This window comes from Vibrio sp. 1151_11 (assembly GCF_029478525.1).
Classification (GTDB): domain Bacteria; phylum Pseudomonadota; class Gammaproteobacteria; order Enterobacterales; family Vibrionaceae; genus Vibrio; species Vibrio anguillarum.
The window spans coordinates 181,354-196,716 of the sequence record NZ_SHMN01000004.1 but is presented as its reverse complement, the minus strand read 5'-3'; the positions used below and the strand labels follow the sequence as shown (position 1 = coordinate 196,716).

Below are 15,363 nucleotides of genomic sequence, written 5' to 3'. Positions count from 1 at the left end.
ATCATTAATTATGTTTAGAGCTTGAGAAACATCCATAAAAAAATCCAAGTGCATTAAATACACTTGGATTTTGACAGCTCTGAAGGATCGTTCAACCGATCACTTTGGCCTTAACTGATCGGCATTACTCACCCGAGGCCTATTATCAATGATTAGCGGTTATCAATGACTAGCTATTTTTTTTCATGTGCTTAGAACCATTTTCCATGCACTTCTGCATGCGATCTTGTTGTAGCGTTTGCAGTTTTGCTTTTTGTTCCGGAGTTAGCACACTCATCATGTCATGACGTTTTTCTAGCATCTTGACACGGTGAGCGACCTGTTGATCGACCATCTCTTTGGCTAGTTCATTTGCCGCTGCCGCATCAAAGTTCTCAGCGAGCACGAGAGCCTGTACTTTGTCATGGTGCGCTTTCATTTCCGCTTGGCGTTGACCTTTGTGCTCACCCTTCATCGCTTCGCGATTCGCCTCACGTATTCCTTTCAGCTTTGCTTGTTGATCAGACGTCAAATCAAGCTGCTGCATCATGCCGCGATCAAAACCGCCACACTCATCATTTGGGCCTTTATGCTGCTCTTTACCACCAAATGCAAAGACGCTTGCTGTGCTAAGAGTCAGAGGAAGTATCACCGCCGCAAGTACTAATTTTTTTGCCATTTTCATCATCTATTCCTTCACTAAGTGGATTCTAACAAGCTGTATTCACAGCGCTTGAGTGTAGAATAGGGCCTGTACGGTAAAGCAACGTATAGTGAGCGTAAAGAATCGTAAAGAATCGTAAAGAGCTTATTGCTCACTGAATATCTTGCCTATTTCGCAGTAAACTGTACCCATAACTTCCCCAACGACGAGGCGACACATGGCGCATATTCTTCTGATTGATGATGATACTGAGCTCACCAGCTTACTAAAAGAAGTCTTGAGCTATGAAGGCTTCGATGTCTCAGAAGCGAATGATGGTGAGAGCGGGCTCGCGGCCATTCATGATCGTATTGATCTTGTCTTACTCGATGTAATGATGCCTAAGCTTAATGGGATGGAAACGCTGAAAAAGTTACGTGAAAACTGGCATACCCCGGTATTAATGCTCACCGCCAAAGGAGAGGAGATCGATCGCGTCATCGGTCTAGAACTCGGCGCGGATGACTATTTACCGAAGCCTTTCAGTGACCGAGAGCTGCTGGCACGCATTCGCGCGATTTTGCGCCGAACCCAACCCAGCAATGGCACCAAACATAATGAAGTCATTGAGTGCCAAGATATTCAAGTATACCCCAGCAAGCAGGAAGCCTATTGCCAAGGGCAATTGTTGGACCTTACCACCACGGAATTTGCCTTGCTGACTCATTTTGTGCAAAACCCAGGCGAAACCTTAACTAAAGAAGCGCTCAGCCTTGATGTTCTAGGAAAACGGTTGGCGGCCTTTGACCGAGCGATTGATATGCACGTCTCGAATTTACGCAAGAAATTACCTGAGCGTGTCGATGGTAAATCACGGATTAAAACGCTGCGTGGTCGTGGCTACCTCATGATTCTGGAGGATTAATGCGCCTACCTAAGATCAACAGCCTTTATGGCAGAATTTTTGCCATTTTTTGGTTTACGATGCTGCTGGTGCTGATCGCAGTATTAGCACTGCCGCACCTTGATCCTCGCAAAACCCGTGATATACCTAGCGATGAATACCAACGTCTTACACACTTAAAACAGAAAATAGAGAGTATGTTTAAAGATGAGCATGAACTCACACGCATCCTCTTTCGTTTAGAAAGTAGCAGCAACAAGCGTGGTGAAGGGCACATGCGCGAGAAGAACGGCACTCCACAATTCTTTATCACAACGCCAGATGGCACAATTCTCACCACCAAAACTCAAGCCGACTTTAAGTTTAAAGCACTCCAAAATTTCGTGACCAGCATTGAATCCATTGATAAGCCACAACAGAAGCTCTATGGCCGTTATATGATTTCAGGTCCATTGCCAATTACCCTTGCTAAGCAAGATCTACTCATGTTTGTCGGTATTCGCTGGAATGAGCCCCCTCCGTTCTTATTGCAACTATTCGACCGTCCGTTCGGCCTACTGCTTGCCGTGATGCTCGTCAGTACACCACTACTCTTATGGCTCGCATGGGCATTGAGTCAACCCGCCAGCCGCCTCGAGCAAGCCGCCAAACGGGTCGCTCGCGGCGAATTTGTGGTCGACCCAAGCTTAGAAAAAGGCACCAGTGAATTTCGCCAAGCAGGAAAAAGCTTTAACCAAATGGTAGAAGCCGTCAATCAGATGATTTCTGGCCAGCAGCGATTGCTGTCGGATATTTCACACGAACTGCGCTCCCCTTTAACGCGACTGAGAATGGCCAATGCACTTGCCACTCGAAAACAAGGTAGCAGCTCAGAATTGGAGCGGATCGACACCGAAGCACAGCGTTTAGAGCAGATGATCGGTGAACTTCTGACGCTTTCGCGTATGCAAACCAATAGCCATCTCAGCCGAGAAACTCAACCGCTATCCAGTTTATGGGAGGAATTATTGAGTGATGCCCAATTTGAGGCGGAGCAGATGGAAAAAAGACTCACCTATAATGCGATTCCACCGCACACGATTTCCGGTACACCAAAACTGCTGATGAGCGCATTGGAAAACATTGTGCGTAACGCCATTTACTATGGCAAAGATGAAATCAATATTACCTTTTCGGTCGAAAAAGGCAGACTATCGGTTTGCGTGGAAGACAATGGTGAAGGCGTTCCCGAAAACGAGTTAGACGATATTTTCCGCCCCTTTTATCGTGTTTCCACTGCGCGTGATAGGCACAGTGGTGGTACAGGGTTAGGTTTAGCCATCACCGAAAGTGCCATTCGTCAACACAGCGGTACGATTCACGCAAGTCGCAGCCAATTAGGTGGGTTAAAAGTACAATTCACGCTCCCATTGGATAGTTAAATTCCACTTATGCCTATATCGCCAAATAACGGGTGACTTGTACTCAATAGGCTCGTCACCTTATACTTCCGGCCCACACTCTTTAAGAGCAGCTATACCATGTTTGATATCGCACTTTACGAACCTGAAATCGCCCCTAATACCGGAAATATTATTCGCTTGTGTGCCAATTGCGGCGCTAATTTGCATCTTATTGAACCGCTAGGTTTTGATCTAGAAGAGAAGAAAGTGCGCCGCGCAGGGCTTGATTACCACGATTTAGCGCGCGTAACGCGTCATGCCAACTTGGATGCCTTTATGGACTACCTCAATGCAGAGCGCGAAACGTACCGGATTTTTGCTTGTACCACTAAAACCACGGGGCACCACGTCGATGCGCAGTTTCAAAAAGGAGATGTGTTGATGTTTGGCCCAGAAACTCGTGGATTACCAGCGCAAGTCATCGAAAGCCTACCGATGACACAACGTATTCGTATTCCGATGATGGCAGAAGCTCGCAGTTTAAATCTCTCTAATGCGGTCGCTATTATTGCGTTTGAAGCGTGGCGTCAAATGGGCTTTGAAGGTGCGCAATAACAGCGCTAGTGTTCTAAAACGGTAGGAAGATAAATCACCAAATAGCAAAAAGGCCGCCTAGGCGACCTTTTTATTAATTCTAGATATTAGGCTAGATTACAGAACAGTTACTTGAGCTGCTTGTAGGCCTTTTTGACCGTTTTCTACATTGAAAGACACTTTTTGGCCTTCAATTAGAGTTTTGAAACCGTCAGAAGCGATTGCATTGAAGTGTACGAACACGTCAGCGCCGCCGTTATCTTGAGTAAGGAAGCCGAAACCTTTAGTTTCGTTAAACCATTTTACAGAACCAGTTGTTTTGTTAGACATAATGTGTCCCTTTTATTTAAATTCATAAAGTTATCGCGCTTATGCGCAATGCACTGATAGATTGAATTATTTAATGTTACGAATAAGGTAAGGGAAACACTGAGGACATCAATTTTTACGATGGATTCTGAGAATTTACTTTTACTTTTATTTTTTGTTTCATTAATAACCCCTGAACAACAGAGCGAGGCCACTATAGGCTTTAACGTTACACTAAGCAACCTATTTCGCGATCTAAATTGTCCGGTCAACTCTGGTCAATCCCAAAGGCTCATCAAAGCCTTTTAATTCAACTTGTTGCGTTCGCCCTCTTTACGTTCGAACTCACCTTCTAATGTTTCTCCCGCCTCCGATGATGAGAAAGGAGTTTGGGAAAAAGAACCATGACTATGCCGGCCTGCGCGAAATTCCGTTTGGAAATGACTAGCACTATTTACGACTACTTTGTTCATCAAATAGTTGGCAAGTAACGCACGAGGGGCTGGCAATAACGCCACCATACCAAGTGCATCGGTCAAAAAGCCAGGAACTAAAAGCAGAACTCCAGCCACCGCCAATATTACACCTTCAACAATTTGTTGAGCAGGTAGCTCACCTTGTTGCAAGCGATGTTGAACACTCAATAAGGTCTGAATACCTTGACTACGAACCAATGAAGCACCAACGAATGCCGTAATCAGCACCAAGGCGATGGTTGGCCACATACCTAGCAAGCTGCCTACTTGGATAAAGAGACCAATTTCAATGATTGGCACAAAAATAAAAGCCAGAAGTAAGATTGGAAACACACGCCCTCCTTTGTTTATTGCTCTCACCTTACCGTCAACCACAAGCAACTACAACACCCGCTAGTCAATCAAAGCACACAACCTGATTACGGCCACCTAACTTGGCTTGATACAATGCAACATCGGCTTTTTGAATCAAACTATCAAGGCCATCAAACAATACGCCTGTCGTGCAGCCAGCACTCACCGTCACGGGTACAAGCTTCCCCTGCCAATAGAATCCAAACGAAGCGATGTGATAACGAATTTTATTGGCCATTGCGATCACCTCTTGTGGAGATGCACCGGGTAAGGCAACTAAAAATTCTTCGCCCCCCCAGCGCACACAGCAGGCATCAATACTGGTGGATTGCCAAAGAATATTGGCCAAGGTACACAGCAATTGATCGCCCGCCATATGTCCAAAATTATCATTGATCGATTTAAAATGATCAATGTCGAGCATGATAACCCCCACATCACAACCCAACTCCCTATCTTCAATCCAATACTCTAGGCCACGTCGGTTAGTTAAATGGGTTAGAGGATCGGAATTGGAGATATGAAGCACCTCTTCCAACGACGCTTTTAATTGATGAATATTCTGGAAAGTAACGATATGCCAATTAGGCTGGCACTCAGCCTTAATTTGAGCACTTACGGTAAACCAACGTTGCAAACCATCACCACACTTAATTAGTGCGGGAATTTCTGCAATTTGTCGGTTCGCAAGCATCGAAGCATGGACTTCCTTCTCCCACCTTAGAGCAACTTCTTGCCGATACTCAGGATCTGGATAAACCGTGGTAAACCAAGTAGAAATATCAGGAATATCTTGGATGGTGTAACCTAACTCTTTCACAAAAGTCTGATTAAAATAGAGATGCTGCCGATTGTTATCTCCCTCTATGGTAGAAATTATCCCTTGCGAAACGACTATCGGGAGAGGAATGATATCAAGCGACCGGAAAAAATAGTCTTGAAACTGTGTAAGGGAGAGCCCATCGACTTGCGTCATATCAATACATCCTTATGCCAATACCATCCTTACATTTATAGACCATATACTTAGCCATCACTCAATATCCACACCGACAAAGCCTAACCTTCGCTAACAAAATACAAACAAACCCCATGCATACAAATAAATACCACCACCAACATAACCGTCACTTATTAGTTAATCAAGGTGAGAATCATTTTTTAAACCTGAAAATAACGCCTATGGATACACATCAAATTTTCATCAAATATTGACTTAAAAGGTGATCCACTTACTATTTTTTAAATCTAGGTTAAGTATGATGTGCCACAGAAGTCAGGACGGATTTTCCAGCCTAAAACTCTGACGAATGGACTCTTAAGTTGCAGAAATGGCTAATAATTTCACTAATTATCAGAATAATTCTCTAAGGATCCTGTTATGGCTAACCTATCAGAAACGACAGCTGCTACAGCTAACTCGGCCACTCGTATCGAAGAAGATCTATTAGGTCAACGTCACGTTCCTGCTGACGCGTATTACGGCATTCATACGCTGCGCGCTATCGAAAACTTTAATATTTCAAAATCAACCATTTCTGATGTGCCTGAATTTGTACGCGGTATGGTGATGACCAAAAAAGCCGCCACGCTAGCCAACAAAGAGCTCGGCGTCATTCCAAGCCAAGTGGCTAATTACATCCTCCAAGCGTGTGACTTGATCCTAGAAACAGGTAAGTGCATGGATCAATTTCCGTCAGACGTATACCAAGGCGGTGCCGGCACTTCTGTCAATATGAACACCAACGAAGTGATCGCAAACCTTGCTCTTGAATTAATGGGTAAAGAAAAGGGTCAGTACGAGTTCATCAACCCCAATGACCACGTTAATAAAAGCCAATCAACCAACTGTGCTTACCCTACTGGTTTCCGCATTGCGGTATACAACAGCATCCTGAAACTGATTGATTCTATTGCCTATCTAAAAGGTGCGTTTGAGCTAAAAAGCCAAGAGTTCTCTGGCATTTTGAAAATGGGTCGTACTCAATTGCAAGACGCCGTACCGATGACCGTAGGTCAAGAGTTCCGCGCTTGGGCGGTCACCATTAATGAAGAGATCCGCAACCTAGAGTACACCTCTAAACTGCTGCTTGAGATCAACCTTGGCGCAACAGCGATCGGTACTGGCCTGAATGCGGCGCCGGGATATCAAGCGGCGGCGGTGAAACACCTTGCTGCGGTGACTGGCTTAGCTGTGGTACCAGCGGAAGATTTAATTGAAGCAACCTCTGACTGCGGTGCTTATGTTATGGCGCACGGCGCGCTAAAACGCCTTGCTGTGAAACTCTCTAAAATCTGTAATGACTTACGTCTTCTTTCATCTGGCCCTCGCGCGGGTCTAAACGAGTTGAACCTACCTGAACTGCAAGCTGGGTCTTCCATCATGCCTGCTAAAGTAAACCCTGTGGTGCCTGAAGTGGTCAACCAAGTGTGCTTTAAAGTACTTGGTAACGACAACACTATTTCCTTTGCCGCAGAAGGTGGCCAATTACAGCTAAACGTGATGGAACCTGTGATTGCACAAAGCATGTTTGAGTCAATTGAAATTCTTTCAAACGCCTGCATAAACCTTCGTGACAAGTGTGTTGACGGCATCACTGTCAATAAAGAAGTGTGTGAAGCTTACGTATTCAACTCTATCGGTATCGTGACTTACCTTAACCCATATATTGGCCACCATGAAGGTGACATCGTGGGTAAAATTTGTGCGGAAACGGGTAAGAGCGTACGTGAAGTGGTGCTTGAGCGAGGCTTACTCACCGCCGAAGAGCTCGATGACATCTTGTCCGTCGAAAACTTTATGCGCCCTCAGTACAAAGCGAAACGCTACGAATAATCAAAAAAGGCTCTGATTCAGAGCCTTTTTACTTTCTACAAGTTGTTAAGTGAGGAAAAATTGCGTTACATCATGGCGCAAAGCATACCGTTCAATATCGCTGAACCTGTAGAATGACCCTATTTTTCATTATCTTTAGGAGTATAAGATGTTCTTAATTGAGTTCCTTATCGTATTAGGATGTATCCTAATTGGTGCAAGGATTGGTGGTATTGGGCTTGGTGTGATGGGCGGTATTGGCCTTGCTGTACTGAGCTTTGGATTTGGCATGCAACCAACCAGCCCACCGATTGATGTGATGTTGATGATCATGGCCGTGGTTGCAGCAGCAGCCTCAATGCAAGCGGCTGGCGGTTTAGATTATTTGATCAAAATTGCCACTAACATTTTGCATAAAAACCCTCGCCACATCACTTTCATCGCCCCTTTGGTAACTTACTTTTTTACAATGATGGCTGGTACAGGTCACGTGGCCTATTCAGTACTGCCCGTTATTGCTGAAGTGAGCCGTCGCAGTGGTATTCGTCCAGAACGTCCTTTAGGTATGGCGGTGATCGCGTCACAATTTGCGATTGTAGCTAGCCCAATTGCGGCCGCCGTCGTGGCGTTAGTCGCCTTCTTAGAACCACAAGGCATCACGCTAACGGATGTGTTGATGATCACCATCCCAAGTACCATTCTTGGTTTGGCTTGCGCGTGCTTATTCGTCAATAAAATCGGTGTTGAACTGAAAGACGACCCAGAATATCAACGTCGCTTGCAAGACCCAGAATTTCGCGCAGAGATGGAACAAGAAGTATCAATTGCTGATATTCAAATCACGCCACAAGCGAAAAAATCGGTCGGGCTATTTTTGTTCGGTGCCATTGTGGTGGTGGTGATGGGTGCATTGCCTAGCTTGCGCCCACAATTTAACGGCTCAGCCATGGGGATGGCGCACACGATTGAAATCGTGATGCTGTCTATCGCGGCGCTGATCATTTTACTGTGCAAACCTGACGGCAACGCCATCAGCCAAGGTTCCGTATTCCATGCAGGTATGCGTGCCATCGTGGCGATCTTCGGTATCGCTTGGTTAGGTGACACCTTCATTGCCGGCCATGGTGCCATGGTCAAAGAAGCGGTCTCTGGCTTAGTGGAAGTCGCACCATGGACATTCGCGTTCGCGTTATTTGCTCTGTCGGTGATGGTCAATAGCCAAGGCGCAACAACAGCCGTGTTAGTCCCTGTTGCAATAACCTTGGGTTTGCCACCAGCCATTATTATTGCGGTTTTCGTTGCCGTTAACGGTTACTTCTTCATTCCAAACTACGGCCCTATCATCGCATCTATCGACTTTGACCGGACTGGTACCACTCGTATTGGTAAGTATATTTTCAACCACAGCTTTATGCTCCCAGGCTTGTTAAGCATGGTGTTTAGTATTGGTTTTGGTTTGTTGTTCTCCAATATTTTGATGTAATCTCTACTATTGTTATAAGGGAGCTTTGGCTCCCTTTTTATTTGTCACGTATAAAATATTGATACATATCAATAAAGCAATAAATAATTACTTCTCTTCACTCATTCAGCTTAATGAATAAAATTTCAATATATTTACCCTACAACGATTATCCGCCTATCTCCATGTCTTCGAATAAAAAGCGTAAGAATATAATTCCATTATTTACACTCAATTACCCTAAATTAAACTCCCTAAAAAAATGGTGTGTAACTCGGTACTATTGTTTTGTGAAGCAAGACAAAGTTACGCTTTAAAACTCACCTTAGAATTTATACAGATATCTGAGCAAGTGAGCATTTATGTTCACTTAATAATAATTAAAACTTTTCATTTAACGTATTTAATTGAAGTTCCAATAACTTTTTATTCTTTCACCCCTAGTAGATAATATTTTAATGGGCTGGAAGACTGAAGAACATTAGCCGCTGAACACACTCAGAATCTCGTTGTTCTCTGAGTGTAAGGAGATCGCTATGACAACCCAAACTGTATCCACGGAACCTAAAGGTGGCTTCTTTGCTAACTTTAAGTTTCCTTCCGCTTACACCATCCTTTTCATTCTAATTGCTCTTGTGGCCCTTTTAACCTGGATTGTGCCTGCCGGTCAGTATCAGCGCACCATGAATGAAGAACTGGGCAAAGAAGTGCCTATTGCGGGAACTTATCAACACGCAGAAGGTAACCCACAAGGGGTGATCGATGTGTTGATGGCACCGATTGACGGCTTTTATGACCACAACAGCTACGAAGCTGCCGCGATTGACGTGTCTCTGTTCATTTTGGTCATTGGTGGCTTTTTGGGCCTAGTGACCAAAACAGGTGCGATTGATGCGGGCATTGAACGCGTAACAGCGCGGCTTGAAGGGCGTGAAGAGTTGATGATACCCATCCTGATGGCGCTGTTTGCCGCAGGCGGTACGATTTACGGTATGGCGGAAGAATCCTTACCTTTCTACACCTTACTCGTACCAGTGATGATGGCCGCTCGTTTTGACCCACTGGTTGCCGCCGCTACCGTACTGCTTGGCGCGGGTATCGGTACGCTGGGCTCCACTATCAACCCGTTTGCCACCGTAATTGCGGCCAACGCAGCGGGCATTCCGTTTACTGATGGCATCATGTTGCGCTTAGCAATGTTAGCTGTCGGTTGGGTTATCTGTGTGCTGTACGTGATGCGCTACGCGAAAATGGTGCAAGCGGATCAAAGTAAATCGATTGTGTACGATAAGTACGAAGAGAACAAAGCTCACTTCCTTGGCAACCAAAGTGGAGAGAAACTCGAATTCACCGCCACCCGCAAAGTTATTTTGACCATTTTCGCGGCCGCTTTTGGCGTGATGATTTATGGTGTATCTGTTGCTGGATGGTGGATGGCTGAGATCTCAGCCATGTTCTTGGGCGCAACCATCATTATCGGTTTAATTGCTCGTATGAGTGAAGAGGAATTCACCACCAGCTTTATTGATGGTGCACGAGACCTATTAGGCGTAGCGCTGATCATTGGTATCGCACGCGGCATTGTGGTGATAATGGACCGCGGGATGATCACCGACACTATTTTGTTCTCAGCCGAGCAAATGGTTACTGGCCTTTCATCCGTCATTTTTATTAACGTAATGTATTTACTGGAAATTCTTCTCTCTTTCCTTGTACCTTCGTCTTCTGGCCTTGCGGTATTAACCATGCCCATCATGGCTCCATTGGCTGACTTTGCAGGCGTTGGTCGCGACCTTGTCGTCACGGCTTACCAATCAGCTTCAGGGATAGTCAACCTCATCACGCCAACCTCTGCGGTAGTGATGGGCGGCTTAGCAATTGCTCGTGTACCTTATGTTCGCTGGGTGAAATGGGTCGCACCACTGTTAGGCATATTGTGCGTATTCATTATGCTATCTCTCAGCCTAGGTGCGATGCTATAGCGCCAAACTGATGAACGATATGTCGTAGGTGAAAACCGCGTCACACCCTCTAAAAGCCGCATGATTGCGGCTTTTTTATTGGCAGGCCGACTTAGGCTCTTGGCTGCGCAGCTACTCAACTCTAAACATGATACGGTTAGCCAAATCAGGAAATGATGGCTTTCAACGTCGTTAGATAGCCATTAGTTTTGATGGCTATTTGTTTGTATAGCTATTTGTTTTTTTATAGCAATCGGCTGGGATAAATAACCACTTTTGGTGACTAAATAAAACGCGACCTATATTCCTTTATCACCAAATTCAGATCGCCTGCTATTTCATCTCTCATTTTCCGTCCTCTATTACGCCAATTCAGACAAAACATCTACATTAGAAAGCCTGCGTGAGATCAAGTTTTATTAAGAAAGTTATGTTAACACAGCCCATTTCTTCGACTCATATTCAACTATATACCCTTTTCAAGTGCATATTCTTAACCCATTCGATGAATTATCGATGGGTTTTTGGTGCATAAAATTCCCAACCAAAATACCGATCCTATATGAAATAGCGCTGAGTGAAATTCAAATTGAATGAACATCCATAAAAAAAGCAGTAATAAATATGACACTCACAATATAAACACTGCATAAACATTGTTAAAAAACTATTATTTTAGCCGAATTTCAATATAAATCATTCTGTGATGGACCTCTAAGAACATATACAGACCAAGGGTGATATTAATTGCAGAACAAAGAAGTGAATAAATAAATTCATACTGAATTCCCTACAGAAATAATTATGTATTTATCCAGAACAAGTTGAATTTAATGTCAAAAATATAACGGCATAAATGCATATAAATTAAGAGAGATACTATTATGAGTAAGTTATATGTTGGTTCTGAAATTGGTCAATTACGTCGAGTTCTTGTTCACCGCCCAAGACGCTCACTCACTCACTTAACACCATCCAACTGTCACGACCTTTTGTTTGATGATGTATTGGCCGTAGAGCGTGCGGGGAAAGAGCATGATGCGTTCACACAAACGCTACGTGACCAAGGTGTTGAAGTTTTACTGCTGACCGATCTATTAGCCGACACGCTAGCGGTTCCCGTCGCAAAAGAGTGGCTGCTTACTCAACAAGTATCGGATTACCGCCTTGGCAAAACATTTGCGAATGACGTGCGCTGCTACCTCAGCGATCTGCCAAACCTTGAATTGGCAAAAATCCTGACAGGTGGTTTGTCTTACGCTGAAATGCCAATGAAATCCTCTTCAATGATGCAAGGCTTGCATGCACCAACCGATTTCATCATTGAACCACTGCCAAACCATCTCTTTACTCGCGATACGTCTTGCTGGGTATACGGTGGCGTGTCAATCAACCCGATGGCAAAACCTGCACGTCAACGTGAAACCAACCATGTGCGTGCGATTTACCGCTGGCATCCAAGCTTTGCGGGCCAAGACTTCATTAAATACTTCGGTGATGACGAGAGCATTAATTACGATAATTCAACCATTGAAGGTGGCGACGTTCTTGTGATTGGCAAAGGTGCAGTACTGATTGGTATGTCTGAGCGCACCACAGCGCAAGGTGTTGAACACTTAGCTGCGGGCCTATTTAAACATGGCCAAGCGAAGCAAATCATTGCGATGGAACTACCAAAACACCGCTCTTGCATGCACTTAGATACCGTCATGACACACATGCGTGAAGACACCTTCTCTGTTTACCCAGAAGTAGTACGCAAAGATGTGAAATGCTGGAGCCTCACAGGCGATGAGTCTGGTGCCGTGAACGTGAAAGAAGAAGGTTACTTCGTTACCGCCATCGAAAAAGCACTTGGCGTTGACAAGCTCAACCTAATCACAACGGGCGGTGACAACTTCAACGCAGAACGTGAACAGTGGAACGATGCAAACAATGTCCTAACCGTCAAACCTGGCGTAGTGATTGGCTATGAAGGCAACACCTATACCAATGAAAAATACGATAAAGCAGGCATCACTGTTCTGTCTATTCCTGGTGACGAATTGGGCCGTGGCCGTGGCGGCGCACGCTGCATGAGCTGCCCAATTGAGCGTGACGGTATCTAGCCCTTAGGTTAATCAAATGGGTTGAGGCAAATTTCCTCTGCACGCCTCAACCCACCTTAGAAGAGATAGAATTATGAGCAAACAAACTGTTGTTGTTGCATTAGGTGGAAACGCGCTACTTCGTCGTGGTCAGCCATTAGAAGCAGATGTTCAACGTCGCAACATTGAAATTGCAGTCAAAACCATTTCCGAAATAGCCAAACACTATAACGTGGTGCTGGTGCATGGCAATGGCCCTCAAGTTGGCCTGCTGGCACTACAAGGTCTCGAATACAAAAAAGTAGCGCCGTACCCACTCGACGTATTGGGCAGTGAAACTCAAGGGATGATTGGCTACATGTTGATGCAAGAGTTCAAAAACATGCTGCCTGAACGCAACATTTCGTGCATGTTGACCCAAATGATGGTCGACCCGAAAGACCCTGCATTTGCCAACCCAACTAAACCGATTGGCCCAGTTTATCAAGAAGCAGAAGCGCGTGAATTGGCTGAGAAATACCACTGGACAGTCAAGCCCGACGGCCAATACTTCCGCCGTGTGGTTCCGAGCCCTCAACCGATAGGCATCGTCGAACATGATGCGATTTCCCAGCTTATCAGTGCCGGTCATTTAGTGATTTGCACTGGTGGTGGCGGTATTCCAGTCAAACGTGAAAACGGCAAATTAGTCGGTGTAGAAGCAGTGATCGACAAAGACATGTCTGCTGCCTTTCTTGCCAAACAATTGAACGCCGACGCGCTGCTCATTTTGACCGATGCTGACGCCGTTTACCTTGATTGGGGTAAACCAACCCAACATGCGCTGCGCAGCACAACGCCAAGCGAGCTTGCCAACTATCAATTTGATGCTGGTTCTATGGGGCCCAAAATTGAAGCCTCGTGCGAATTCATTCAACAAGGCGGGAAAGTCGTTGGGATCGGCGCGTTAGAAGATGGCCTACGCATCTTAGAAGGCACAGCAGGTACCAATATTACGCGTGACTAACACATTGTTTTTAAAATTTATTTTATAAACCGAATCTGTTTTTAACTTTAAACAAATAGTAACGCTTTCTTCCACCCTCTCATCAGAAGCAAGCGTTGCAAATGAGGAAAAGATCATGGCTTTTAACTTACGCAATCGTAACTTTCTAAAACTTCTTGATTTCACTCCACGCGAAATCCAGCACCTATTGGATCTATCACTTGAGCTGAAAAAAGCCAAATACAACGGTTATGAGCAGCCTCGTCTCAAAGGCAAAAACATTGCACTTATCTTTGAAAAAACCTCAACTCGCACTCGCTGTGCATTCGAAGTAGCGGCGTTTGACCAAGGTGCTCAAGTCTCCTACTTAGGCCCATCAGGTTCACAAATTGGCCACAAAGAGTCGATGAAAGATACCGCGCGCGTCTTAGGCCGCATGTATGACGGCATCGAATATCGCGGCTTTGGTCAAGAGATCGTTGAAGAGCTTGGTGCCTACGCTGGCGTACCAGTATGGAACGGCTTAACTGACGAATTCCACCCAACACAAATTCTGGCTGATTTCCTTACCATGATCGAACATGGCCGTGGCAAACGCCTCCATGAAATGAAATTTGCCTACCTCGGTGATGCACGCAACAACATGGGGAACTCCTTGATGGTGGGCGCTGCGAAAATGGGCATGGACATTCGCCTTGTTGCGCCAAAAGCGTTCTGGCCAACCGAAGAATTAGTCGCGGAATGTCGCACTATTGCGCAGCAAACAGGCGCGAAAATAACGCTCACAGATGATGTTCAAGAAGGCGTTCAAGGCTGTGATTTCCTTTACACCGATGTTTGGGTATCGATGGGCGAAGCGAAAGAAGCATGGGCAGAGCGCATTGAATTGATGCTGCCTTACCAAGTGAACATGGCGATGTTAAAAGCCACTGGTAACCCACATGTGAAATTCATGCACTGCTTGCCTGCTTTCCACGGCGAAGATACCACCGTTGGCAAAGAGCTTGCGAAAAACTACCCAGTGCTTGCCAAAGGCGTTGAAGTGACCGATGAAGTGATTGAATCTGAGCATTCCATCGTGTTCGATGAAGCTGAAAACCGTATGCACACCATCAAAGCCGTGATGGTGGCCACCTTAGGTAACTAACTTAGGGTAGCTAACTTAGGTAACGAATAGTAGATAATGAATGTAGGCGATGAATCGTCTACTTCATCTCTTTGATGTTGAATCGATGCGAGCTTGAATAAAGCTCGCATTTTTTTTCAGTCAATAACACTCACAAATCGCACTTATGCTTTAGCTGTAAACGCGTAGTAAATAGCATCGAAATCAAGCTAATTTCGCATAAAAATCCATTTTCTGGATATTTTCCAAAGAGTATTGCCAGCGTGTTTTTTGTCCGTATAATCCT

General features: G+C 45.1%; 13 protein-coding genes. 9 read left to right on the top strand and 4 right to left on the bottom strand.

Annotated features, from left to right (window positions below):
* Nucleotides 1–169: 169 nt before the first annotated feature.
* Nucleotides 170–667 carry a CpxP family protein gene (locus tag EXZ60_RS05205; protein WP_277435419.1) on the bottom strand — a complete coding sequence of 166 codons (498 nt, stop codon included), beginning with the start codon at nt 665–667 and terminating at the stop codon, nt 170–172.
* 193 nt (nt 668–860) lie between these two features.
* Between EXZ60_RS05205 and EXZ60_RS05200 the strand changes: the two genes are divergently transcribed.
* The 3 genes from EXZ60_RS05200 to trmL all read left to right on the top strand — a co-directional run bounded on the left by EXZ60_RS05200 (nt 861) and on the right by trmL (nt 3,523).
* Nucleotides 861–1,547 carry a response regulator gene (locus EXZ60_RS05200; protein WP_277435418.1) on the top strand — a complete coding sequence of 229 codons (687 nt, stop codon included), beginning with the start codon at nt 861–863 and terminating at the stop codon, nt 1,545–1,547.
* Entirely contained in the window at nt 1,547–2,947 is a 1,401-nt protein-coding gene (gene cpxA / locus EXZ60_RS05195) for an envelope stress sensor histidine kinase CpxA (protein WP_013855836.1), read from the top strand. Before EXZ60_RS05200 ends, cpxA begins: the two co-directional genes overlap by 1 nt.
* Before the next feature lie 99 nt (nt 2,948–3,046).
* Complete coding sequence (gene trmL / locus EXZ60_RS05190) at nt 3,047–3,523, top strand: tRNA (uridine(34)/cytosine(34)/5-carboxymethylaminomethyluridine(34)-2'-O)-methyltransferase TrmL (protein ID WP_013855835.1); 477 nt, start codon at nt 3,047–3,049, stop codon at nt 3,521–3,523.
* A gap of 96 nt (nt 3,524–3,619) precedes the next feature.
* On the opposite strand, the gene EXZ60_RS05185 is transcribed toward trmL, so the two are convergent.
* The 3 genes from EXZ60_RS05185 to EXZ60_RS05175 form a co-directional block, all read right to left on the bottom strand.
* Nucleotides 3,620–3,832 (bottom strand): cold-shock protein, encoded by a 213-nt coding sequence (locus tag EXZ60_RS05185; RefSeq protein ID WP_013855834.1) that lies wholly within the window; start codon nt 3,830–3,832, stop codon nt 3,620–3,622.
* Between the two features lie 284 nt (nt 3,833–4,116).
* Nucleotides 4,117–4,620 carry an FxsA family protein gene (locus EXZ60_RS05180; protein WP_174223809.1) on the bottom strand — a complete coding sequence of 168 codons (504 nt, stop codon included), beginning with the start codon at nt 4,618–4,620 and terminating at the stop codon, nt 4,117–4,119.
* Nucleotides 4,621–4,684: 64 nt separating this feature from the next.
* Nucleotides 4,685–5,617 (bottom strand): GGDEF domain-containing protein, encoded by a 933-nt coding sequence (locus EXZ60_RS05175; protein WP_010318327.1) that lies wholly within the window; start codon nt 5,615–5,617, stop codon nt 4,685–4,687.
* Nucleotides 5,618–6,022: 405 nt separating this feature from the next.
* Here EXZ60_RS05175 and aspA point away from each other — a divergent pair, with 405 nt between their 5' ends.
* From aspA to EXZ60_RS05145, 6 genes are all read left to right on the top strand, one after another.
* Nucleotides 6,023–7,477 (top strand): aspartate ammonia-lyase, encoded by a 1,455-nt coding sequence (gene aspA / locus EXZ60_RS05170; RefSeq protein WP_115339360.1) that lies wholly within the window; start codon nt 6,023–6,025, stop codon nt 7,475–7,477.
* 148 nt (nt 7,478–7,625) lie between these two features.
* Entirely contained in the window at nt 7,626–8,939 is a 1,314-nt protein-coding gene (locus EXZ60_RS05165; RefSeq protein ID WP_017042196.1) for an anaerobic C4-dicarboxylate transporter, read from the top strand.
* A 515-nt stretch (nt 8,940–9,454) separates the two neighbouring features.
* Nucleotides 9,455–10,900, top strand: a complete 1,446-nt coding sequence (locus EXZ60_RS05160) for a YfcC family protein (RefSeq protein ID WP_026027156.1) — start codon at nt 9,455–9,457, stop codon at nt 10,898–10,900.
* An 863-nt stretch (nt 10,901–11,763) separates the two neighbouring features.
* Nucleotides 11,764–12,987, top strand: a complete 1,224-nt coding sequence (gene arcA / locus EXZ60_RS05155; RefSeq protein WP_017046788.1) for an arginine deiminase — start codon at nt 11,764–11,766, stop codon at nt 12,985–12,987.
* Nucleotides 12,988–13,060: 73 nt separating this feature from the next.
* Entirely contained in the window at nt 13,061–13,972 is a 912-nt protein-coding gene (gene arcC / locus EXZ60_RS05150) for a carbamate kinase (protein ID WP_013855827.1), read from the top strand.
* Between the two features lie 115 nt (nt 13,973–14,087).
* On the top strand, nt 14,088–15,098 hold the full coding sequence (locus tag EXZ60_RS05145; RefSeq protein ID WP_017042199.1) for an ornithine carbamoyltransferase: 1,011 nt from the start codon (nt 14,088–14,090) through the stop codon (nt 15,096–15,098).
* Nucleotides 15,099–15,363: the final 265 nt, after the last annotated feature.